Raw genomic sequence first — 17401 nt, forward strand, 5'->3', positions numbered from 1 at the left:
TCTCATCTATTTTGGAGAGGGCATGGCATCATTACTGGCCCAGCACACGCGTGCGGATCACCTCGGCGATGCCGGGTTGCAAGTGATCGGCGATCACCAAATCGGCACGTTGTTTGATGGCATCATCGGCATTGCCCATTGCCACACCCAATCCGACCGCTTCCAGCATACTGAGATCGTTGTAGTTATCCCCAAAGGCCACCACCTGATCCATGCTCAGGCCCTGTGACTCGACCCACTGCTGCAGGCGTTTCCCCTTGCTGTTACCGCCTTTAGCGATATCGACCTGATCGTGCCACGACCATTCGCACGCCAACCCCAGTTCTTTTTCCACTGTTTCAGCGAAGTTGCGCAGCGCAGGAATATCGGCATGCGAGGTGGCGAACTTCCAGATGGACTGCGCTTCATCGGCTGCTTGAGCCAGGCTGTTGACCTGCAGCAGTGTTGGGCGTTGCGCCGGTGGCAGGGTTTCCGCCCAGGCTAATGAACGGGTGACGTGGCCACTCGTATCCTGATATAGCATGGCATCGTCAACGTACATCAGACCATGGATATCGCTTTGTTTTAGCATCTGCAGTACCAACCGAGCCTGATCTTTTTCCAGTGGATCGGCAGCCAGCACTTTTTTCTGCTGGAAGTCATACAAATAGGTGCCGTTGCAACAGATTGCTGGGGTGTCTATCTCCAGTGCCTGATAGAACGGATGGATCGCCACATGATGACGACCGGTGACCACCACCACTTTGACGCCGGCGGCACGTGCTTCAGCCAGGGCCGCCAGTGACTGCGGTAAGATGCGTTTTTGGGTGTCCAGCAAGGTGCCATCCAGATCGAGGGCAATGACGCGGTAGCTCATAGGGATCTCATTATCGTTAGCAACAAAATTAAACCGATGGTACATCTTATTTGTGGTGCTTATAAATCAATGTATTACGTGTTTGCGGGGTGCTATAGGGGTGCTGGTGGGGCGAACCCCACACAGCTTATCTGCAGCGTTCCAGCTCTTCTTTTGCTTCTTTCCGGCGTAGATCAATTAGCGCGGCCAGGTCTTCGATATGCACTAAACGCGGTGCTTTCTGAGTATTACCAACACGAAACGTCGCAATGGGTAGCCTTCCCTCTGCAGCTTTCTGTTCAGCGGTTGCAGGTTTTAGGCCGAGGTAACGTTCTGCAATTTCTGATAGGGGAATATTGGACTTTTCATATTCAGCCATCAACAAAAACATTGTATTCATGATTATCTCCACACGTTAAGCCCGCCGCATACGGGCATTAATTCAATCGTGACATGTCACACTGTTAATTTAGTTTCGTGCCATCCGTAGGTTTGCCAGCACTCAGAATCACCGAGGAAGTAACAGCCATCTGGATCTCCTGGTAGCTTGTCCTTGCACTTACCGCAGCACCGGTTATCACGTGCCGCCAACTGCTTTTTTAATTCGGCGTTATCCTTCCTGATCAGCATTGTGATGTACTCGTCTATATCATACGGATCACGTTGTGGCCGACGGGCAGCACAGTTTTCCCGCAACATTTTTATTTCCTGCTGATCAAGCTTAAGCTCAAAAGGAACAACTCCCGCTTTGCGCTGGCGCTCACGTTGTGCAGCTTTACGTTCAGCATCCGTCTTAGCCATTGCTGCCCTCCGGTGCTGCTGCCAGCATTGCTTTGTACACAGTGGGTGCTACGTCGCTTTGGTATTCCACGGACCTGATGGCTTCACTACCTGCGCTGCACATACTGCACGTAGGCTCAACCGGCACCAACTTGAAACCGCTACCTACAGGTTGAGCCAGCATTGCGGCGCGGCAGGCGTTCCAGCCTTCCCATCTTTCCTTGAAATCATGAGCCCCCCAAGCAGAATAAGCCGTAACGGCATATCCGGTGCCGCAACGAACTACATATTTTGGCATCGGGAACGCAGATTCAAACGCATCGCGAGGGTCTGATTCATCCGGCACTGCTGGCGCTGGCGGGGACGCGTAGAGAATTCTTCGGCAATCTTTAGGTACGCCATTGAAGTATTCTTTATTGCAATCTACCCATTCCGTATAACCCTCTTCATAGGGATTGTTGTAGATGAACTGATACAACGACTGCACCTCCCGGTTAGCTAGGAGTTCGCGGGCCTTCTGCATTGCTTCCCATGCCACGTGCTTTACGAATGCGGCTTCACTAGAACCTTCTAAGTGGCAATACTCTTCATGCCACCATTGATCAAACTGCTGGCGATTAGTCGTTAGTGTATGTGTCATGGCTTCACCTTCATTTCTTTTTCCATCGCTTCAATGACCTCAGCAAGGGATTTCTTGAACCAGTTCATCGGACCTGTATAGGCATCAAACTTGTGACCTTTAGCGTTAATCTTCGCTACCGTGATATCGCTTGCGGCCTTGATGGCAGCAATTGCAACTTGTTCAGAAAATTCCATGGCTACTCATCCCCCTCTGCGGTGAAGAGGAAGCCAGCAGCGCGTACGCAATCCATCATCTCGTTTAGCGCCTCATAGTAACCAGTCACTTTGATTTTTTGCGCCAGGCCTTCAGGCAACCGCACCGGAGTAGCCAGCTTGGCTTCCAGCTCGGCGATGCGCTTATCCTTCGCTCCCAGCTCTGCCAGCAAATCGAGAACGACAGCAGGGTTAGCCGCGGCGATGAATGCAGCATCATGCGCTGTGTTCAACTCTCCCCGCCATTCAGAGCGGAAAAGCTTGCATAGGACGACGCTAGAATTGCCACCCCTCGGCAATGTAACCGAGGCTTGTACTATTGAGTTGAACCCAGAACGCGATTAGCGCCAGTCACCCTGCGTTGCGGCCATTGCGGCCGCTTTCAGGTCGCTGAATTTATCCATGCGGTGCCTCACTCAAATCAATAAACAGATTGGCGAACGCAGCAGCAGTCCGCATCCCGGCACGCACATCATCAGGTAGCGAGTTTTGGCTATCGTCAGCACGTGCGAGCATTTCCGCTGCAAACTCCTTAACTCCGTCAACGCAGCTGAATGCTGGTTGCTGCTCAATCACGTGCGCCAGTGCGGCGCGGCACTCTCGAATTGTGACGACAGAATCATCGTTGAGACCTGCGTTTTTGATGTGATTTTCGAATGCGTTATTAATTTCGTTGAATTTATCCATTGCTCTGCTCCATGACCTTGTCGCGCTGAAACTCGTAGAAGTAGCCAACGGCGTCCATGTGGTACATCAGTTGCTGGTACTCATTGGCAATTGCCTGTGAAGATTTCAGCTCTGCCAGCAGGGCGGATACGTACTCTTGCGAGTAGAGAGGTGATAGGTCGCGCGGATTTTTCCAGCTCTCAGGCTCGGCGCGGGTAAGTTGCTTTCGGTTAGGGAAGCCTACCCAGCTGTATGCAACTGGCTCTTTCATGTCAGCAGTAGTGGCATTTTCAACAGTGCAAGGCCCGTTTCCTGAAAAACAGTTTATGCAAGGGCGCTCATCGGTACACATCGGCTTGCTAATGTTTTGTAATTGCTTATTGTTCACTGTAAATTCTCCAAATCGTTAGTCAAAAACCCCAGAGGTGCCAAGTGATTTCCACATATGAAATAATTGGCAAAGCTGTTGACCAATTAATTCACGAGGGCAATGGTGAAATCGACCGTGACATGCTTGCTCGTCATCTAATGGAAGAATTCATCCGCGCATCCAAGGCTGGCGCAAACCAAGAGGAAAGGGCCAGATATGAAGCAGCCATGCGCATGGTGATGAGAACCGATAAAATCCCTCGCGGCTGGTAACTGGCTGCTCAGTTCGCTCAGCTTATTGTCCATCAGTATTCACCCCAGCTAAAAGTTGATGCGACAGGGCCGGGATGATTAGATGCGAGGAATTCACCATTTGGAACGCTGATAACCGCGCCGGATTTGTTTACTTGCAGGCCATCATCCAGACGATTAATTTTCACGTGCCCAGCTTCTTGCAGCCCGTTGAGGCAAAGCTCTACCGTCTCAGCGGTTAGGCGGATACGGTTAAGTTGGAATGCTTTACGATAAATAAACGCCTGCATGGCTTGCTCTTTAGTCATGTGGTAACCAGAGCGTGCTGCATTTTTCAGGCAGCGCTTAATCTGCTTATTGCTTGGTCTGGAGTGATACTTGCGCATGTTCTCAAGTGACATGAGCGGCATATCGTGAACGTGCCAGAAGGTCTTTTCGGTTTCGCGCAGAATAACTCGCTCCCACAGCATGACGATCGGGCGGCCCTGGCTGTCGTTGCCGTCTACATAGCGATAGCAATATTTTTTCTCAGTCACGGTTCACCTCCACTTGCTTCAGTGCTTCACGTACCGCATCCAGAATGCGTTCCAGGTATTGGTATTCGTGGTTAGGGACGGTAGGCCAGCGTGCATACCAAGGGTCATCACCAAACAATCCTTTGGGGGCCGTCGATATACCCATAGAACAGACATATTCCTTTACGTCGTCGGCGTATTCGCATTCCCCCCATAGCTTGCGAGCGTCAGCACGCGATAGCTCGTCATCACGACGCAGCTTGCAGATTTCCGCCTTCACAAACTCAAGGTTCGCTTCGTTGTCGTCATCAACTTCGCTGTTTAGCTGTGGGGCGAAATTGTCGATCAAATAGTCATTCGACACGCGAATGAAAAACGCCTGTACGGTGTCGCCATCCATCGCAAACCAAGCCGAAGTCCACGCTTTGCCATAGCAGGTTATAGTGATGCGGCCTTGTCCTGGCTCGTAGTTCTCAGCCATAACGCGGATAGGGTCGAGGCGTTCGACTTCTGTGATTTCGAGGCTCTGAACTTTGGTTTCGGTGATTTTCATTTGGCCTCCAGCAGCTTTTCGTCGCCTTCGAATTTCGTCCCACAGAGAGGGCAGTAACTCATCATGCAAAGGTGATCTGCTTTGGTCTGGTTGGTAGCGAGTCCGCCGCCCTTGCGCTTGCGGTAGTAGCGGAATTTAAAATTCATCGCCACCGGGGAATGATCGCCGCCGCTGAAGTTGTAGAGTGAGTTCTCGAACCCAGCATCTTCAATTTCGCCAAGCGCATCACCGACCTTCTCTGAAATACGCTGCTTGAACAGCGCGGCTGTTTTTTCAAAGCAATTACAGGCCATGTTATTTACCCTCCCGCAGCTTGATGGCGAATGCTTGCAGCTCATTAATCTGGGCACGCAGAGACATGGCTGTAGCGCCAAATGCGTGAGTGTCGGGGTGCATGTTGGCAAGTTGCTTCAGCTTACGCTCGATGAGTGTCTCAACTCCCCGCGCTTCGACAGCGGTAAGGGCGGCGGAGGTTCCTGAACCCTTCAACGCTTGCATGGCGTCGTACATCAGAGCGCTGCATGGGTCGATAGAATTCTGCACGGCGTGATAGCCGGATGCTCCGAAGATACCGATCAGGCGTTCGATGATTTCACCTCGCGCTACATTCTCCATCAGCAGCGCATCGCACTTTGTCTTCATGGCTTCGTAGGTCAATACTTCAGTCATGCTGCACCTACCTGCTGGCTATTCAGTTGATAGGCAATGGCCATCTGCTCTGCATCGTTCATGGCGTCATGCAGGGAGTTATGTTTAACCAACGCGAAGCATGGCTGGTGGGTTTTAGGCAGGTAACCTTTGGTGCCTTTGGTCATAGCATCGATATAAGTTCGAACATCGCGCTTCCCGCCCCAGTGCCACGGGCATTCGATCTCATACATGCGGTAGGCATTTTCGAGGATCGATCCGTCAAAGTCGGTACCACGGAAGAAGATCCGCGCGTCAGGGTGATCCTTAATCCAGTAGGACAGCAGCTCGAGACATTGGCGCAGAGGTTCACGGTCACCGATTAAAGCCTCATGAGCCTCTTCGCCTTGCTTACGCCAGAAGCCCTGGGTTTCTGTGCTGACGGTGCGACCTTTCATCAACTGATCGAAGGTATCAGCCAGGCAGTAGAAGGCATTTTCAGAGAAGTCCGCCAGTTCTCCATCGCGCGCCACTTTGATGATGCTTTGCTGGGTCTGACGAACGTCGTCAATGTCGAAAGCAAACGCGCCGATTGATAGGAGCACCGCCGACGGCACCACGTCCATGGTTTCAGTATCGATCGTGATAGTGTTAATCATCACAGCACTCCCTGAGTGGCTAACTCATTAAAGCGAGCGATAAACATTGCCCGCGCCTGCACTGGCATTGCTGGGTTGATCACGATGTCAGCCGGGAATATTCCTTCCAGCATTGGCCATGCTTCACCATCATCGATATCCAGATCACGGCGCTCGGTAGCCAGCATCACCAGGTCGGCATACTTAACTGCGATATCCATCTGCAGTGGCAGGCCAAAGCGTTGGCGGATCGCCGCGTCTAACTGGTCCTCGATCCGCTGATAATCTGGCAGCAGGCGCTTAAGTGGGGCAGGGATATCTTTGCAATAGGCTTCAGTGGCATCGTGCATCAGCGCTTCCAGAGCGAACTCAGGCGCTACGATTTGACTGCACAGCACTGAATGCTGGGCCACGCTGTAAAAATTAGGCAGGTGACCGGCAAAGCGGCATTCATGGGACAGCGCCTGGGCGATATCTTCAATGCAGATACTCTCTGCGGTTGGCGCGGCATAGTTGAAATGACGCCCGGTAAAAGTGGTTATCCAACTCATACGTTAATTCCCCAACACTGATTTTCGGCAAAGCGAAGCCCTGCCAGAATTGGCAACTTTTCGCAGATAGAAAATCGGGTTTTAAGAATGGAGGCCAGACACCCGCATAGCGCTGGCTCCCGGTTAATTACTCACACATCAGGTGGCGCACCGCGCCGGGGCTTTATACTGTGTAAAGGGATAAGGGGAACCCGAAACAGTACGCCACCTGATATGTAAAAAAAATGCGGCTGACACCAACCCATGGAACAGCCGCAAAGGCTTCACTACACACAGCAAATCGCATTACCGTCGGATATCTGCGCTTGCTTTCGCTGCAGTGCCGCCGACGCGGCGCATTTGGTGTGGTGAAGGAGTCGAACCCACAGACGGAGAGGGAGCCCGTCTATCACCGGATACCACATCGGGCTGCTCACTCATGAGCTTCAGGATTCTCCACCACTCCCAGAACTGAAGGAAAGGGCGAGTGAGCATGCCGATGTGCGCCGGTTACCCGGCGACTACTACAACTACACAAAAACCAACAACCAACCAGAACGGGATACAAGCCACAACGCTATAGACCAAAGCCTTCCAACCTTTTGCGCTCATGATTGCCTCAGTGCGCCCCGTAGGGCGCGGTTGTTAGTTATGCGTTCACCATGAAATTAAGTGCTCCAGTTTTCCCTGTGGTGGCCACATATGCAGCGTATTTGGGATTTACCGTCCCTTTAAATGCACCAACCAATGGTTCAAGCAGGGTGTACATTAGCGAAGCAAAGTTGGCGTGTTGGTCTTCGTTGAAAGTCACGTATTCAACCGCCATCTGTTGTTGCTTCATGAAGAAGCTCAGGATTTCTTCGTGAATGGCGTGCATGATTTCATCGGATTCCATTTCGCTGGTTACACGTGCTTTTACGTTTTCCACGATAGCCGGCGCTATCTTTTTGAATTGTTCGATCTGCTTTGCTGTGTTTACGTGTGCCATCGTGTAACCCTCTGCTGTGAACCTGGTAAGCGAATCATCCCGATCTTCGTGTGCCTCGGGCGGCTACTTCGTGGGCGTCCTGCCTGTTCGCTGTTGATGGGATAAATTTAAGACATCTTAAGATTATCTGCAAGGTATTTTTTGAAGTAAACTTAAATTTAAAGATGATGGGAGACTGGATGATTTGCGAAAACAAAAAAAACCGCTCACAGCGGTTTAATTTTATGACTTTATGATGTGGTTCTGTATCTGCGGTGCTCGACCATTACACCAATGATACGAATTCTTGAGGTGTCAGACCTGTACTTGGCGTAATCATCGTTAAGTGGGGATAGTTCGAAAACCTCTCCATTAACATCTTTGCCTCTTGGGCGATATTTTAAGAAAAGAACTTCGTTATCTTCTATTTCGGCTAGAACGAAATTACCAGGAAGTGGCGTAACCAAGGGATCTATGAACACAATGTCCCCTTCATTAAACTCTGGCTCCATACCACGACCTTTAATCTTCAAGGCAAAAGCCGATCTAGATAAGTCTATGTTTGTTTGAATGAAGTTAAAACCACCGTCTAATTCTCTATAGCTACTATCTTTTCCCCATGCCTTTGCTTGGATGTACGTGATTATTGGGGCGCTAGAGGAGTCAAGTTCGGAAGGGGCTAAGTTATTACTAGCATTCTTACCAGTTAAGATAAAATCTGGAGATAGACGCAACTCAGCAGCTAGTCGCATTAAGTTCTCCCCAATAGGCCTGGTCTTGTCCCCTTCCCATTGAGAAATTGCCCCGCCAGCAACGCCGATGCGAGACCCCAACTTTTCCTGCGAAAGACGCAGAGCTTTTCTTTGAGCGCGTATGCGCTGACCGATCGTTGTAGTTTCCATATTTAAGCAATCTTAAATTCAATTGACTTAAGAGTCCTTCTGATTAACAATTTAAGAACACTTAAAAGGAGGGCTGTTTGATGCTTAAGAAAGACGTAGTTAGACATTTCACTACCCAGAAGGAGGTGGCCCGTTTTTTGGGGTTGAGTGATTCTGCAATTTCTCAATGGAAAGACGTAATACCCGAAAAGGATGCTCACAGACTCCATCAAGGAACAAACGGGGTCCTCAGCTTTGACCCTTCGTTTTACAAAAAGTCTACCGCTCCGGCGGCATAACCAAAACCACAGAAGCGGAGAAACCTTGTGGACAACAAAGACTTTCCTACCCAGGACGACATCAGCGAAGCGATACACAAGCTGATCACTCAGTTCCCAGGTAAGTACAGCGCAATGGCGCAGCAGTTGGATCCTGTTGGCGGCACAGAGAACGCACTACGTAACCGCGTGCGCCAGGTGTCAGGGCAGGTTGTGCCTTTGGGTATGGCTGTAGAAATGGAATCAATATCAGGCCGTAGCGATATCACTGAGGCGATGTGCAAGCACGCTGGTGGAGTTTTCGTGAAGCTGCCGGAAATCGAGCAGATGGGCAATGAGGAGCTGCTTTACAAATTTAACGATCTGCTGGCGTCTCTGGGCCAGTTCGCACGCTTCCATAACGAGTCAACCTCTGACGGCGTATTGGACCGCGAAGAAAGCAAGCGCATGAAAGCAAAAGGTTATCGTGTTCAGTGTTTGGTGGCGGAAATCATGGTCGTTACAGAAATGTTGTTTGGAGAAGGTGACGCCACAGATATGCGGTCTGTGGCGTCGGGCGCATTAACTAAACGTGTGGAGTAATTAACGCATGAACAGATTAACAGAATCTCGTTTGCGTGGGCAATTTCGTTGTGTAGCTGCAAGCTGCGCTAAACCGCCGGTGCCGTTGCGTTATGTGATGAGAATACCGGGCGGCTGGTTGCCTGTCACCCACAGCGCGTTACAGGAAGTTGTGGATCGCTTTAAGTATTTGGCTCTGCCAGCACCGAGGGTTATTGCATGAGCGTAAAAGTCTCCAGCTATGTATGGGACGGTTGCGCTGCGCACGGTGTGAAGGGTACCAAGCTGCTTGTAATGCTTCGTCTGGCTGACTTCTCAAACGATGAGGGGATCTGCTATCCGGGGATTGAGAAAATCGCCCGTGAGATAGGTGCTGGCCGTAGTACGGTCACGACTGCGATCGGCGAATTAGAAAGTGATGGATGGCTGACACGCAAGGAACGCCGTAGAGGGCAGCGCAACGACAGCAATATTTACACCCTGAATGTGCCAAAGCTGAAGGCAGCGGCATTAAGCGTCGAGTCTCACCGTCCAGTTTCTGACACGTCAGAATCTGACCATTCAAAATCTGACATGTCAGAATCTGAACGTTCAGAATCCGACCGTTCAGAAAACACGAAAAAAAGCAGTTCTCACCCGCCAGAATCTGGGGGGGATCCGTCAGTAAATTCAAAACAAGATCCATCAGGTAAAAAAACTACTTGTCAGCCTGCTGCGCAGACCGACCCCGAAGTGTTGATCACTGACCAGGCCAAGGACGTTTTAAAACACCTAAACCTCGTAACAGGCTCACGCTACCAGACTTCGAAAAGTTCTCTGGAGAATATCCGGGCACGACTGCATGACGGTTTTACCCCTGAACAGCTCGTTTTGACGGTCGATTACTTAACTGCGAAGTGGGGGAATGATCTGGCTATGTCGGATTACCTCCGGCCTTCGACTCTGTTCGGTCCTTCCAAATTCCCTGGCTACCAGCAGTCCAGCAATGCCTGGGCAAAAAAAGGGCGTCCGGCCTACGTCAACGGGAAATGGCAGACCAGCACTAACCACCGAGTAACCCCAGCCACTGGCGCAATACCGCCGGGCTTCAGCAATGGCTTACCAAACACTGGAGGTGATCATGATGGCATCGTCAACTGATGTGATGGCCCGCTTGCTGGCGCTCAAACCGGCACATGTGCAGCCACGTTTTACCACCGTCGAAGGGTGGAAGCAGTTTCAGGCGGAGGAGGCGCAAAAGTCCAATCAGCAGATCACGGATAGGAACCGCCAAGCCCGAATGGAAAAGATTATTGGTCGTTCAGGCATCCAGCCTTTGCACGAGAAGTGTTCTTTCAGCAATTACGTTGTGGAATGCCAGGAACAGCAGGCGGCACTGGATGCAGCCAAGGGGTATGTGGCGTCATTTGGCAACACACATGGCGGTTTCATCTTCTCAGGAAATACCGGTACAGGGAAAAATCATCTGGCCAGTGCAATGGCAAAGAACCTGATTGCTCGCGGTCACTCCGCGATGGTCATGACGGTAGCTGAGCTGTATGAAAACCACCGCGCCACGTTCAGCAAAGATAGCCCAGTGAAAGAATCCGATCTGCTACGCGACCTGTGTCGGTTGGATCTGTTGGTGTTGGACGAAGTTGGGCTGCAGAAGGGCAGCGATTACGAGATCAACTTACTGACCAACATCGTTGACCGCCGCCAGTTGCAGTTGAAGCCAACCGGCATGCTGACCAACAAAACCTACGACGAAATGGTGAAGATGGTCGGTGAGCGGATCATGGATCGCCAGACCGATGGCGGGATTTGGGTGCCATTCACATGGGCCAGCATGCGTAGCCGCAAAGGGGGCAAGGTATGAAAAAGTTATCGATCCCGGTGGATGTATTCGAAAGCGAACGCGTTAACAGCGGCATTCGGCGGTTAGTGCTCGCAGGAATGCTGAAAGACAACCCAGAAAACCAGATGGGCCGAGTAATTCAGGCCGCTGCTGGTGCTCAGTGGATGACGTTACGCGATTTGGAAAGAACCGTTTTCATGATGTTTTTCGTGGCAGATACCCAGGCGGCAATCAGCGCCAGGCTTCGTGAGGTTGATGCGAAATTGCATGGGCTGGTGAAGGAAAAACGCATAGTGAAGGATCCGGACACAGGCAAGCAGGTTTATTTCTACCGTCTAGTAGCTGTAGAGGAGCAGTCAGCATGAAGTGTGTATCAGGCATTGAGGTTTTGCCTTTACTGGCCGTGGCGCACCGGGTGTATCGCTGGTGGATGTTGCGTGAGGCTCGTCGTACTTGGCAAGCACGCAGTGACTCCCGTAAGTTCGCAATCTCGCAGGGATGGCTTACCGACTGGCAACGTCAGCATTTTGGCTGGGATTATTACGGGATCCGCTATCTGGTGAGAAAGGCGACGGAGGGATTCAAATGAAATACCCACTGATATACGCCGATCCGGCGTGGACGTACAACGACAAGTGCAAAGATGGTAGCCGCGGTGCCGGTTTCAAGTACCCGACCATGACGATTGCCGATATCTGCCGCTTACCTGTTTGGGATCTGGCTGCTGATTCCTGCTTGCTGGCGATGTGGTGGGTACCGACGATGCCAACTGAAGCACTGAAGGTTATTGATGCGTGGGGGTTCCGTTTGATGACTATGAAGGGCTTCACTTGGCACAAGACCAATCGTGTGAAAGGGAATAGCGCTATAGGTATGGGCCACATGACCCGAGCCAACAGCGAAGACTGTCTGTTTGCAGTCAGGGGAAAACTGCCACCGCGCTTAGACGCATCAATTTGCCAGCACATCAGCGCCCCAAGGATGGAGCACAGCGCTAAACCTGAGGTGTTCCGCGACAAGTTAGTTGATCTGCTTGGCGATGTACCACGCATTGAGTTGTTCGCCCGAAATCACACCAACGGTTGGCATACCTGGGGTAATCAGTGCGATCAGTCCGTGGTTCTGGTACCGGGAAAAGCAGAGGTGGCCGCATGAATTTAACGTTGCCATTCCCACCAAGCGTTAACGGCTACTGGCGTTCGCCGAACAAGGGATCATCCCGTGGTCGCACTTTGGTCAGTGAACGTGGTAGGGCATTCCAGACAGAAGCTATCGCTCAGGTTATGGAACAATTGCGCCGCCGACCAAAGCCAATTAGCGCGGATATATCTGTAGCGGTGGTGTTTTACCCGCCAACAAAAGCCCGTCGGGATCTGGATAACTTCTTCAAGGCTCTGTTTGATGCGATGACGCAGGCGGGCGTGTGGCTCGATGACAGCCAGATTAAGCACATCGATGCTAAGTGGGGGGCTGTAATCAAGGGCGGCAAGGTTGAGCTACGGATTAGCGAGGTAGTGCCATGCGTGGACTGATGAAAGGCTTCATTGTCCGTGAGTTGGGGCAAGTTATCCTGAAACCTGATGCTGAGCTATTGCCGATGTTCGGTGATCGGGTGCTGGTGGCCACGGTACCGGCAGAGTTTCGGGAATTACCATCCGGCGCACTACCAGCAGCTGAGCAGCAACTTGCCAGTGATCCGCGCTTCCTGTCGTTCTTTCAACATGAGCGTGTTTTGTCTGCTGCTGGTGGCATTAACAGCCTGGAGAGCTGGCTGGATCGTCGGCCAGACTGCCAGCGCCAATGTGCCGAGGACGATTATCACGATAAGAACATGGAAACAATGCGCTATGGCACCGGTGCTATTCGTTTGTGCTGGCACCATGCACATATGTACCGCGATAAGACGATGGATGAGCTATCAGCCAAAGCAGAGCAAAATATTGCTGATTTCGTGGTGTACCGAGCCTGTAGTCACTTCATGTTTGATGATAGCCATCAACTGACGTTGCCTGAGCTGTGCTGGTGGGCGTGGGTGAATGAGGTCATTGATCTGATTCCTGATGATGTTGCTGCCGCCTCGTTACGCATTAAGCCGCGCACCATTCCCACCGGGCACCGAAGAGAGGCTGACATTACCCCCAGTTTGTCACCTACCCAACAAATAGTGGAGATAGCCAAGAAGGCTGCGAAGGTGCTGGTAATAGATCCGGAACCACCAAAGGCATTATTCAAGATCCCAAAGCGCGAGCGATGGACGAGCGAAAAGTTTACTCGTTGGGTTAAGTCTCAGCCGTGCGCTTGCTGTGGTAACCCATCGGATGACCCCCATCACATCATCGGACACGGCCAAGGCGGAATGGCCACCAAGGCACACGATTTCTTTACCATTCCGCTTTGCCGGAAACATCACGACGATTTGCATCGTGACATGTCACGTTGGGAAGAAGAGCACGGCACTCAGATTGAGGTGTGGTTCAGGTTCATTGACCACTCATTATCGATCGGTGCCATTTCATAAGTGTGGAGTATAGGCGAGCTGGCATGCGGGCCAGACGCCTGGAGATTAAAGCATGATCGTGACACAGCAATATCTGCAGTACATTCGCGAGAGCTTCATGATGGCTACTGCTGATTTAAGCGGCAAGACTAAAGGGCAGTTACAGGCATTCACTGAATCAACACAGGTCAGCACAACGCGCTTGAAGCGAAAGCGTCGCACGATTACAGAGCCAGACGGCACAAGAATAGTTGTTCATAGCAATCCGGTACCAGGTACAGAAACGCGGCCAAGTTCGGGATCGATAGCCCTGATAGAGCCGGAAACATTTTCAGCAACCTCATGGCGCCGCGCTGCATACCCTCTGATTGGGCATCAACGTAGTTGGTTGTCCTGGTGCTATGCGCATGATCTGGACTTCAAACACCAGGTGACAATCACTCAGTGGGGCTGGTCAGAATTCAAAGAGAGCTTGGATGGTCAGAAGGTGGCCACAAAAACTATGGATAGGCTGAGGGCTTTAATCTGGTTGGCAGCGCAGGATGTACGGTCAGAAATGAAAGGGCTTGTCCCATACCAGAATCAAGACCTGGCTGAGCTGGTAGGTGTATCAGCACCGAATTGGTCAAAGAACTACAACGGCTATTGGTCAAGCATGCGCAGTGTCTTTCTGAGGTTGGACCGAGAGGGTTTAGTTTCTCTATCGAGATCACGATCACAACAAAAAACGACATTTTCGCAGCAAGGTATTGCAAAAGTTAATTAAATAGGCCATATTTAGCCTTAATTTGATATCGTGCCACAAATGTAATGATCGGCACCAAAATAAAAACCTCGCTCATGCGGGGTTTTCTCGTATCTGGAGGATGGATGTCACAGCATATCAATGAAGGGCTGCTATTCCGTCCTGCCAGCGAGTTGCCAACAGAAGATTTAGATGGCCGTGATGTGATAGTGATCAATCCTTGTGACGGATGGCACATTGGAGAGATACGAGTTGATCGCGATGGCGATGATTTCTACATCGGGATTTATGACTGGCCATGTGAACAAATGTATCCACACAGTTTTTATATTGCATGGGCTCTCCTCCCTGACTCATTAGAATTGAGTGATAAATTCGAAACAGAGAAGCGCCGACGGTAGAGGAAAAACACAACCAAACATGGCCCTGTCCCTGGCGTAAGCTATACAGCGGTCTTCTACATTAAGCCTCGCCATTGAGCGGGGCTTTTTCATTTCAGCCCCAGCCAACATCCGACACACACCTGGCACACCCCGTATCGCCGACTCGTTTACGGCTGGTGGCTGAACCCTATTAGCCGTGGCATAGACCGCGGCTTTTTATGCCCTCGGTATGGAGAGGACAATTACAGCAATGAGGAGTAACGATGTCCGATCCATTAACCACCGCCGCCGGTGTGTCGTTTGGTGTTGCCACCGCCGCTGCTCCTGCGGCTGGCGTTGATTACGGGGTTATCTTCGGTGCCTTCATTGGCGCGATGTTCTACGTAACTCAGGCCAAAGACATTCCGCGCATCCGGCAAGCTTTCTCTTTCGTGGTCTCTTTCGGTACCGGCGTTCTGGGTGCCAGCGTCACTGGGGCGAAGCTTGCGGGATGGCTGAATTACAATGACACCCCATTAGAGCCGCTCGGCGCACTGATCATCTCGGCGGTGGCCGTCAAATTGCTGACCTTCATCAGTGAGAAGATGGAGGATCCGACGTCACTGTTTAGCAAGTGGCGAGGAGGTTCGAATGGTAACTAACGAATTAGCGCTGATGTGGTTTCGACTGACACAAAGCGATCCGATGGTGATTCTAAATGTTCTGCTGTGCTCGGCCATTGTCTGCCGGTTGGCATTCTTCAGAAAGACGGGATACCGGCACCGGGCATGGGTAGCCTGGCTGGCATGGTTTCTCATCGCAGTTTATTCGTGGATCCCGTTCCGCTTCATAGCCCAGCAGTATCAGGACACCCACTGGGGTGTTATCGCAATCAACCTAATTATTTGCATCGCGCTGTACCGGGTTAAGGGGAATATCGCGAAGCTGTTGTATTCCTTGAGGCCACAATGACACAAAACAACTTTCAAAAGGCGGCTGGTATAAGTGCCGGATTAGCTGCGCGTTGGTATCCGCACCTGATCGCTACATTCGCTGAGTTCGGCATTACAAAACCAGCGGCGCAGGCAATGTTTATTGCGCAGGTAGGCCATGAGTCTGGCGGGTTTACTAGGACGGTGGAAAACCTGAATTACACGCCGCAAGGGCTGCTGGCTACGTTTGGCAAGCGCATCACGGTTTACCAGTCGGATATGCTGGGCCGCACGGCTGCGCACCCGGCCAATCAAGAAGCTATCGCCAATCTGGTATACGCCGATCGCCTTGGTAACAAATCACGTGGTGATGGGTGGAAATATCGCGGACGTGGCCTGATTCAGATTACCGGTCAGGATAATTACCGGGCATGCGGTACCGCATTGAAACTTAATCTCGTAGGTAATCCCCAACAGTTAGAAAGCGACGCTAACGCGATGCGTTCAGCTGGCTGGTTCTGGAAGTCCCGCGACTGTGGACGCAATGCCAACGATATCGAATGGGTTACCCAACGCATTAACGGTGGTTTAAACGGATTGTCTGATCGCCTGGCCCGTTACGATATCGCCCGCAAGGTTTTGCTATGAGTGGCTGGTTGACTAAATTAGCGGGCAGCGGCCTGTTGATTATGCTGGTGGTTTCGATCTGCCTTGGTGGTTATAGCTCTTTGTTGTCTCACCGGCTGGAACTGGTGCGGCAACAGTCTGCCGAGCAGAAAAAGACACTGACGCAGCAGTCAGGACTGATCTCAACGCTGCAAGAACAAGACCGGAAAAACAGAGCGTTAACGGCAGAACAGCAGAGAAGAGAGCAGCAACTACGCCAGCAGGGGGAAACGTATCAGAGGAAATTACGCGATGCACTTAAAAGCGATAAATGTGGCAATAGTCCTATGCCTGCCGCTGTTGTTGAGCTCCTGCAGCAAAACTTTGCCGGCGCCACAGCAAATCGTCCTGATACCCCCTGAATCAGTTTTCACTACCCGTGAGCAGCCGAAATTGCAGGGTAACACTTGGGGCGATGCGGTGAGCTACACGTTGGCACTGCAAGCGGCTTTATCAATCTGCGCCAGTCAGGTGGCAACACTTAACCAATGGAAGTTAACCATGCTGAAATAAAACGGAAAGGGCTCAACTACCGAAAGGCAGATATACCAGGGTTATAACCTGCCCCCTTCTAACTTCATATGTTAACATGCCGCAATGAATTGATAATCGTGGTTATGAATAATGGGTGAATATCTTCAGGGGCTTATCGCAGGGGTGGTGCAAGGTTTTTTAGCACTACGTAAAGATGAGCGGGAAAATGCTTTGGCTAAAATAAATGCATTGTCTGAACTGCTTATTGAAAATAAAGTTTATCTGCGTGACTACTCAATTAGTCAACAAAGAAATCAAGAGACGGAAACCCGTTTAGCAAGAGAATGGCAAAGGGTAGGAACATTGTTCTACACTGACAGCCGTGAACTAGCTTCATTTTGTGACGCAAAATCGGGATACTGGATTCACCCGGATCTCTATTCCAAAAGAAAAGTAGAGGATCTTGGTATAACTATTAGAAGTCTGGAAGAGCAGCATCGACGTATAAAAGAGCAACTTTTATAACCGCCTCCGAGAGGTTTTATATTGCCTATTCCAGAGCAGCTTTCCGAGGCTGCTGTGTGATGATGTATAATCCTCCC

At 51.1% G+C, this 17401-nt stretch carries 34 protein-coding genes; 18 read left to right on the top strand and 16 right to left on the bottom strand.

Annotated elements, in window-relative coordinates; translation table 11 throughout:
- Nucleotides 1-31: 31 nt before the first annotated feature.
- The 8 genes from AC2FC2_RS23810 to AC2FC2_RS23845 all read right to left on the bottom strand — a co-directional run bounded on the left by AC2FC2_RS23810 (nt 32) and on the right by AC2FC2_RS23845 (nt 3503).
- Nucleotides 32-856, bottom strand: a complete 825-nt coding sequence (locus AC2FC2_RS23810; RefSeq protein ID WP_209636192.1) for a pyridoxal phosphatase — start codon at nt 854-856, stop codon at nt 32-34.
- Between the two features lie 127 nt (nt 857-983).
- Complete coding sequence (locus AC2FC2_RS23815; protein ID WP_490659959.1) at nt 984-1235, bottom strand: pyocin activator PrtN family protein; 252 nt, start codon at nt 1233-1235, stop codon at nt 984-986.
- 56 nt (nt 1236-1291) lie between these two features.
- A complete protein-coding gene (locus AC2FC2_RS23820) occupies nt 1292-1636 on the bottom strand; it encodes a hypothetical protein (protein ID WP_490659960.1) in 345 nt (114 codons plus the stop codon).
- Entirely contained in the window at nt 1629-2255 is a 627-nt protein-coding gene (locus AC2FC2_RS23825; protein ID WP_490659961.1) for a hypothetical protein, read from the bottom strand. The genes AC2FC2_RS23820 and AC2FC2_RS23825 overlap by 8 nt, the downstream gene beginning before the upstream one ends.
- Nucleotides 2252-2431 carry a hypothetical protein gene (locus tag AC2FC2_RS23830; RefSeq protein ID WP_490659962.1) on the bottom strand — a complete coding sequence of 60 codons (180 nt, stop codon included), beginning with the start codon at nt 2429-2431 and terminating at the stop codon, nt 2252-2254. Before AC2FC2_RS23830 ends, AC2FC2_RS23825 begins: the two co-directional genes overlap by 4 nt.
- Nucleotides 2432-2433: 2 nt before the next feature.
- Nucleotides 2434-2682, bottom strand: coding sequence for an ead/Ea22-like family protein (locus AC2FC2_RS23835; protein ID WP_490659963.1), 249 nt, complete (start codon nt 2680-2682; stop codon nt 2434-2436).
- A gap of 163 nt (nt 2683-2845) precedes the next feature.
- Nucleotides 2846-3136 (bottom strand): hypothetical protein, encoded by a 291-nt coding sequence (locus AC2FC2_RS23840; protein ID WP_490659964.1) that lies wholly within the window; start codon nt 3134-3136, stop codon nt 2846-2848.
- On the bottom strand, nt 3129-3503 hold the full coding sequence (locus AC2FC2_RS23845) for a hypothetical protein (protein ID WP_490659965.1): 375 nt from the start codon (nt 3501-3503) through the stop codon (nt 3129-3131). The genes AC2FC2_RS23840 and AC2FC2_RS23845 overlap by 8 nt, the downstream gene beginning before the upstream one ends.
- Before the next feature lie 44 nt (nt 3504-3547).
- On the opposite strand from AC2FC2_RS23845, the gene AC2FC2_RS23850 reads away from it, so the two are divergent.
- The gene (locus AC2FC2_RS23850; RefSeq protein WP_490659966.1) at nt 3548-3757 is read left to right on the top strand and encodes a hypothetical protein; all 210 of its coding nucleotides are present in this window, start codon (nt 3548-3550) and stop codon (nt 3755-3757) included.
- Nucleotides 3758-3789: 32 nt separating this feature from the next.
- Here the strand turns inward: AC2FC2_RS23850 and AC2FC2_RS23855 are convergent, their stop codons facing one another.
- The 8 genes from AC2FC2_RS23855 to AC2FC2_RS23890 form a co-directional block, all read right to left on the bottom strand.
- Nucleotides 3790-4272, bottom strand: a complete 483-nt coding sequence (locus tag AC2FC2_RS23855; RefSeq protein ID WP_490659967.1) for a hypothetical protein — start codon at nt 4270-4272, stop codon at nt 3790-3792.
- Nucleotides 4265-4804: a phiTE_072 family protein gene (locus tag AC2FC2_RS23860; protein ID WP_490659968.1), complete on the bottom strand. Its 540-nt coding sequence runs from the start codon at nt 4802-4804 to the stop codon at nt 4265-4267. Before AC2FC2_RS23860 ends, AC2FC2_RS23855 begins: the two co-directional genes overlap by 8 nt.
- A complete protein-coding gene (locus AC2FC2_RS23865) occupies nt 4801-5097 on the bottom strand; it encodes a hypothetical protein (RefSeq protein WP_490659969.1) in 297 nt (98 codons plus the stop codon). The genes AC2FC2_RS23860 and AC2FC2_RS23865 overlap by 4 nt, the downstream gene beginning before the upstream one ends.
- 1 nt (nt 5098) lies before the next feature.
- Nucleotides 5099-5473, bottom strand: a complete 375-nt coding sequence (locus tag AC2FC2_RS23870; protein ID WP_490659970.1) for a hypothetical protein — start codon at nt 5471-5473, stop codon at nt 5099-5101.
- Nucleotides 5470-6090 (bottom strand): 3'-5' exonuclease, encoded by a 621-nt coding sequence (locus AC2FC2_RS23875; RefSeq protein WP_490659971.1) that lies wholly within the window; start codon nt 6088-6090, stop codon nt 5470-5472. The genes AC2FC2_RS23870 and AC2FC2_RS23875 overlap by 4 nt, the downstream gene beginning before the upstream one ends.
- Nucleotides 6090-6620 (bottom strand): HD family hydrolase, encoded by a 531-nt coding sequence (locus AC2FC2_RS23880; RefSeq protein ID WP_490659972.1) that lies wholly within the window; start codon nt 6618-6620, stop codon nt 6090-6092. Before AC2FC2_RS23880 ends, AC2FC2_RS23875 begins: the two co-directional genes overlap by 1 nt.
- A gap of 628 nt (nt 6621-7248) precedes the next feature.
- The gene (locus AC2FC2_RS23885) at nt 7249-7587 is read right to left on the bottom strand and encodes a hypothetical protein (protein ID WP_490659973.1); all 339 of its coding nucleotides are present in this window, start codon (nt 7585-7587) and stop codon (nt 7249-7251) included.
- A gap of 230 nt (nt 7588-7817) precedes the next feature.
- Nucleotides 7818-8468 carry a LexA family protein gene (locus AC2FC2_RS23890; protein ID WP_490659974.1) on the bottom strand — a complete coding sequence of 217 codons (651 nt, stop codon included), beginning with the start codon at nt 8466-8468 and terminating at the stop codon, nt 7818-7820.
- An 80-nt stretch (nt 8469-8548) separates the two neighbouring features.
- Here AC2FC2_RS23890 and AC2FC2_RS23895 point away from each other — a divergent pair, with 80 nt between their 5' ends.
- The 17 genes from AC2FC2_RS23895 to AC2FC2_RS23975 all read left to right on the top strand — a co-directional run bounded on the left by AC2FC2_RS23895 (nt 8549) and on the right by AC2FC2_RS23975 (nt 17324).
- Nucleotides 8549-8746 (top strand): Cro/CI family transcriptional regulator, encoded by a 198-nt coding sequence (locus tag AC2FC2_RS23895; RefSeq protein ID WP_490659975.1) that lies wholly within the window; start codon nt 8549-8551, stop codon nt 8744-8746.
- Nucleotides 8747-8773: 27 nt separating this feature from the next.
- Nucleotides 8774-9307, top strand: coding sequence for a YmfL family putative regulatory protein (locus AC2FC2_RS23900; protein WP_490659976.1), 534 nt, complete (start codon nt 8774-8776; stop codon nt 9305-9307).
- 198 nt (nt 9308-9505) lie between these two features.
- Nucleotides 9506-10426, top strand: coding sequence for a conserved phage C-terminal domain-containing protein (locus AC2FC2_RS23905; protein WP_490659977.1), 921 nt, complete (start codon nt 9506-9508; stop codon nt 10424-10426).
- Nucleotides 10407-11144: an ATP-binding protein gene (locus AC2FC2_RS23910; RefSeq protein WP_490659978.1), complete on the top strand. Its 738-nt coding sequence runs from the start codon at nt 10407-10409 to the stop codon at nt 11142-11144. The genes AC2FC2_RS23905 and AC2FC2_RS23910 overlap by 20 nt, the downstream gene beginning before the upstream one ends.
- The gene (locus tag AC2FC2_RS23915) at nt 11141-11488 is read left to right on the top strand and encodes a hypothetical protein (protein ID WP_490659979.1); all 348 of its coding nucleotides are present in this window, start codon (nt 11141-11143) and stop codon (nt 11486-11488) included. Before AC2FC2_RS23910 ends, AC2FC2_RS23915 begins: the two co-directional genes overlap by 4 nt.
- The gene (locus tag AC2FC2_RS23920; protein WP_490659980.1) at nt 11485-11712 is read left to right on the top strand and encodes a hypothetical protein; all 228 of its coding nucleotides are present in this window, start codon (nt 11485-11487) and stop codon (nt 11710-11712) included. The genes AC2FC2_RS23915 and AC2FC2_RS23920 overlap by 4 nt, the downstream gene beginning before the upstream one ends.
- Entirely contained in the window at nt 11709-12278 is a 570-nt protein-coding gene (locus AC2FC2_RS23925; protein WP_490659981.1) for an MT-A70 family methyltransferase, read from the top strand. Before AC2FC2_RS23920 ends, AC2FC2_RS23925 begins: the two co-directional genes overlap by 4 nt.
- A complete protein-coding gene (locus tag AC2FC2_RS23930; protein WP_490659982.1) occupies nt 12275-12655 on the top strand; it encodes a RusA family crossover junction endodeoxyribonuclease in 381 nt (126 codons plus the stop codon). The genes AC2FC2_RS23925 and AC2FC2_RS23930 overlap by 4 nt, the downstream gene beginning before the upstream one ends.
- Nucleotides 12643-13641 (top strand): DUF968 domain-containing protein, encoded by a 999-nt coding sequence (locus AC2FC2_RS23935; RefSeq protein ID WP_490659983.1) that lies wholly within the window; start codon nt 12643-12645, stop codon nt 13639-13641. The genes AC2FC2_RS23930 and AC2FC2_RS23935 overlap by 13 nt, the downstream gene beginning before the upstream one ends.
- Before the next feature lie 52 nt (nt 13642-13693).
- Entirely contained in the window at nt 13694-14386 is a 693-nt protein-coding gene (locus AC2FC2_RS23940; RefSeq protein WP_490659984.1) for a bacteriophage antitermination protein Q, read from the top strand.
- Nucleotides 14387-14490: 104 nt separating this feature from the next.
- Nucleotides 14491-14766: a hypothetical protein gene (locus AC2FC2_RS23945; protein ID WP_490659985.1), complete on the top strand. Its 276-nt coding sequence runs from the start codon at nt 14491-14493 to the stop codon at nt 14764-14766.
- Between the two features lie 245 nt (nt 14767-15011).
- Complete coding sequence (locus tag AC2FC2_RS23950; protein WP_490659986.1) at nt 15012-15389, top strand: putative holin; 378 nt, start codon at nt 15012-15014, stop codon at nt 15387-15389.
- A complete protein-coding gene (locus AC2FC2_RS23955; protein ID WP_490659987.1) occupies nt 15379-15699 on the top strand; it encodes a phage holin family protein in 321 nt (106 codons plus the stop codon). The genes AC2FC2_RS23950 and AC2FC2_RS23955 overlap by 11 nt, the downstream gene beginning before the upstream one ends.
- Nucleotides 15696-16307, top strand: a complete 612-nt coding sequence (locus tag AC2FC2_RS23960; RefSeq protein ID WP_490659988.1) for a glycoside hydrolase family 19 protein — start codon at nt 15696-15698, stop codon at nt 16305-16307. The genes AC2FC2_RS23955 and AC2FC2_RS23960 overlap by 4 nt, the downstream gene beginning before the upstream one ends.
- Nucleotides 16304-16687 (top strand): DUF2570 family protein, encoded by a 384-nt coding sequence (locus AC2FC2_RS23965; RefSeq protein ID WP_490659989.1) that lies wholly within the window; start codon nt 16304-16306, stop codon nt 16685-16687. Before AC2FC2_RS23960 ends, AC2FC2_RS23965 begins: the two co-directional genes overlap by 4 nt.
- Complete coding sequence (lysC, locus tag AC2FC2_RS23970) at nt 16578-16838, top strand: Rz1-like lysis system protein LysC (protein ID WP_490659990.1); 261 nt, start codon at nt 16578-16580, stop codon at nt 16836-16838. Before AC2FC2_RS23965 ends, lysC begins: the two co-directional genes overlap by 110 nt.
- A gap of 111 nt (nt 16839-16949) precedes the next feature.
- Nucleotides 16950-17324 (top strand): hypothetical protein, encoded by a 375-nt coding sequence (locus AC2FC2_RS23975; RefSeq protein ID WP_490659991.1) that lies wholly within the window; start codon nt 16950-16952, stop codon nt 17322-17324.
- The last annotated feature ends 77 nt before the right edge of the window (nt 17325-17401 follow it).

This window comes from Serratia sp. CoH_122_TC_1, from assembly GCF_058191755.1.

Excerpts from the sequence above, each read along its gene's own strand:
- AC2FC2_RS23915 (WP_490659979.1), top strand. The coding sequence starts at position 11,141 with ATGAAAAAGTTATCGATCCCGGTGGATGTATTCGAAAGCGAACGCGTT.
- AC2FC2_RS23870 (WP_490659970.1), bottom strand. The coding sequence starts at position 5,473 with ATGACTGAAGTATTGACCTACGAAGCCATGAAGACAAAGTGCGATGCG.
- AC2FC2_RS23825 (WP_490659961.1), bottom strand. The coding sequence starts at position 2,255 with ATGACACATACACTAACGACTAATCGCCAGCAGTTTGATCAATGGTGG.
- AC2FC2_RS23820 (WP_490659960.1), bottom strand. The coding sequence starts at position 1,636 with ATGGCTAAGACGGATGCTGAACGTAAAGCTGCACAACGTGAGCGCCAG.
- AC2FC2_RS23860 (WP_490659968.1), bottom strand. The coding sequence starts at position 4,804 with ATGAAAATCACCGAAACCAAAGTTCAGAGCCTCGAAATCACAGAAGTC.
- AC2FC2_RS23930 (WP_490659982.1), top strand. The coding sequence starts at position 12,275 with ATGAATTTAACGTTGCCATTCCCACCAAGCGTTAACGGCTACTGGCGT.
- AC2FC2_RS23830 (WP_490659962.1), bottom strand. The coding sequence starts at position 2,431 with ATGGAATTTTCTGAACAAGTTGCAATTGCTGCCATCAAGGCCGCAAGC.
- AC2FC2_RS23910 (WP_490659978.1), top strand. The coding sequence starts at position 10,407 with ATGATGGCATCGTCAACTGATGTGATGGCCCGCTTGCTGGCGCTCAAA.
- AC2FC2_RS23920 (WP_490659980.1), top strand. The coding sequence starts at position 11,485 with ATGAAGTGTGTATCAGGCATTGAGGTTTTGCCTTTACTGGCCGTGGCG.
- AC2FC2_RS23965 (WP_490659989.1), top strand. The coding sequence starts at position 16,304 with ATGAGTGGCTGGTTGACTAAATTAGCGGGCAGCGGCCTGTTGATTATG.
- AC2FC2_RS23960 (WP_490659988.1), top strand. The coding sequence starts at position 15,696 with ATGACACAAAACAACTTTCAAAAGGCGGCTGGTATAAGTGCCGGATTA.
- AC2FC2_RS23935 (WP_490659983.1), top strand. The coding sequence starts at position 12,643 with ATGCGTGGACTGATGAAAGGCTTCATTGTCCGTGAGTTGGGGCAAGTT.
- AC2FC2_RS23925 (WP_490659981.1), top strand. The coding sequence starts at position 11,709 with ATGAAATACCCACTGATATACGCCGATCCGGCGTGGACGTACAACGAC.
- AC2FC2_RS23895 (WP_490659975.1), top strand. The coding sequence starts at position 8,549 with ATGCTTAAGAAAGACGTAGTTAGACATTTCACTACCCAGAAGGAGGTG.
- AC2FC2_RS23940 (WP_490659984.1), top strand. The coding sequence starts at position 13,694 with ATGATCGTGACACAGCAATATCTGCAGTACATTCGCGAGAGCTTCATG.
- AC2FC2_RS23810 (WP_209636192.1), bottom strand. The coding sequence starts at position 856 with ATGAGCTACCGCGTCATTGCCCTCGATCTGGATGGCACCTTGCTGGAC.
- AC2FC2_RS23890 (WP_490659974.1), bottom strand. The coding sequence starts at position 8,468 with ATGGAAACTACAACGATCGGTCAGCGCATACGCGCTCAAAGAAAAGCT.
- AC2FC2_RS23875 (WP_490659971.1), bottom strand. The coding sequence starts at position 6,090 with ATGATTAACACTATCACGATCGATACTGAAACCATGGACGTGGTGCCG.
- AC2FC2_RS23955 (WP_490659987.1), top strand. The coding sequence starts at position 15,379 with ATGGTAACTAACGAATTAGCGCTGATGTGGTTTCGACTGACACAAAGC.
- AC2FC2_RS23885 (WP_490659973.1), bottom strand. The coding sequence starts at position 7,587 with ATGGCACACGTAAACACAGCAAAGCAGATCGAACAATTCAAAAAGATA.
- AC2FC2_RS23950 (WP_490659986.1), top strand. The coding sequence starts at position 15,012 with ATGTCCGATCCATTAACCACCGCCGCCGGTGTGTCGTTTGGTGTTGCC.
- AC2FC2_RS23840 (WP_490659964.1), bottom strand. The coding sequence starts at position 3,136 with ATGGATAAATTCAACGAAATTAATAACGCATTCGAAAATCACATCAAA.
- lysC (WP_490659990.1), top strand. The coding sequence starts at position 16,578 with ATGCACTTAAAAGCGATAAATGTGGCAATAGTCCTATGCCTGCCGCTG.
- AC2FC2_RS23815 (WP_490659959.1), bottom strand. The coding sequence starts at position 1,235 with ATGAATACAATGTTTTTGTTGATGGCTGAATATGAAAAGTCCAATATT.
- AC2FC2_RS23865 (WP_490659969.1), bottom strand. The coding sequence starts at position 5,097 with ATGGCCTGTAATTGCTTTGAAAAAACAGCCGCGCTGTTCAAGCAGCGT.
- AC2FC2_RS23975 (WP_490659991.1), top strand. The coding sequence starts at position 16,950 with ATGGGTGAATATCTTCAGGGGCTTATCGCAGGGGTGGTGCAAGGTTTT.
- AC2FC2_RS23880 (WP_490659972.1), bottom strand. The coding sequence starts at position 6,620 with ATGAGTTGGATAACCACTTTTACCGGGCGTCATTTCAACTATGCCGCG.
- AC2FC2_RS23905 (WP_490659977.1), top strand. The coding sequence starts at position 9,506 with ATGAGCGTAAAAGTCTCCAGCTATGTATGGGACGGTTGCGCTGCGCAC.
- AC2FC2_RS23945 (WP_490659985.1), top strand. The coding sequence starts at position 14,491 with ATGTCACAGCATATCAATGAAGGGCTGCTATTCCGTCCTGCCAGCGAG.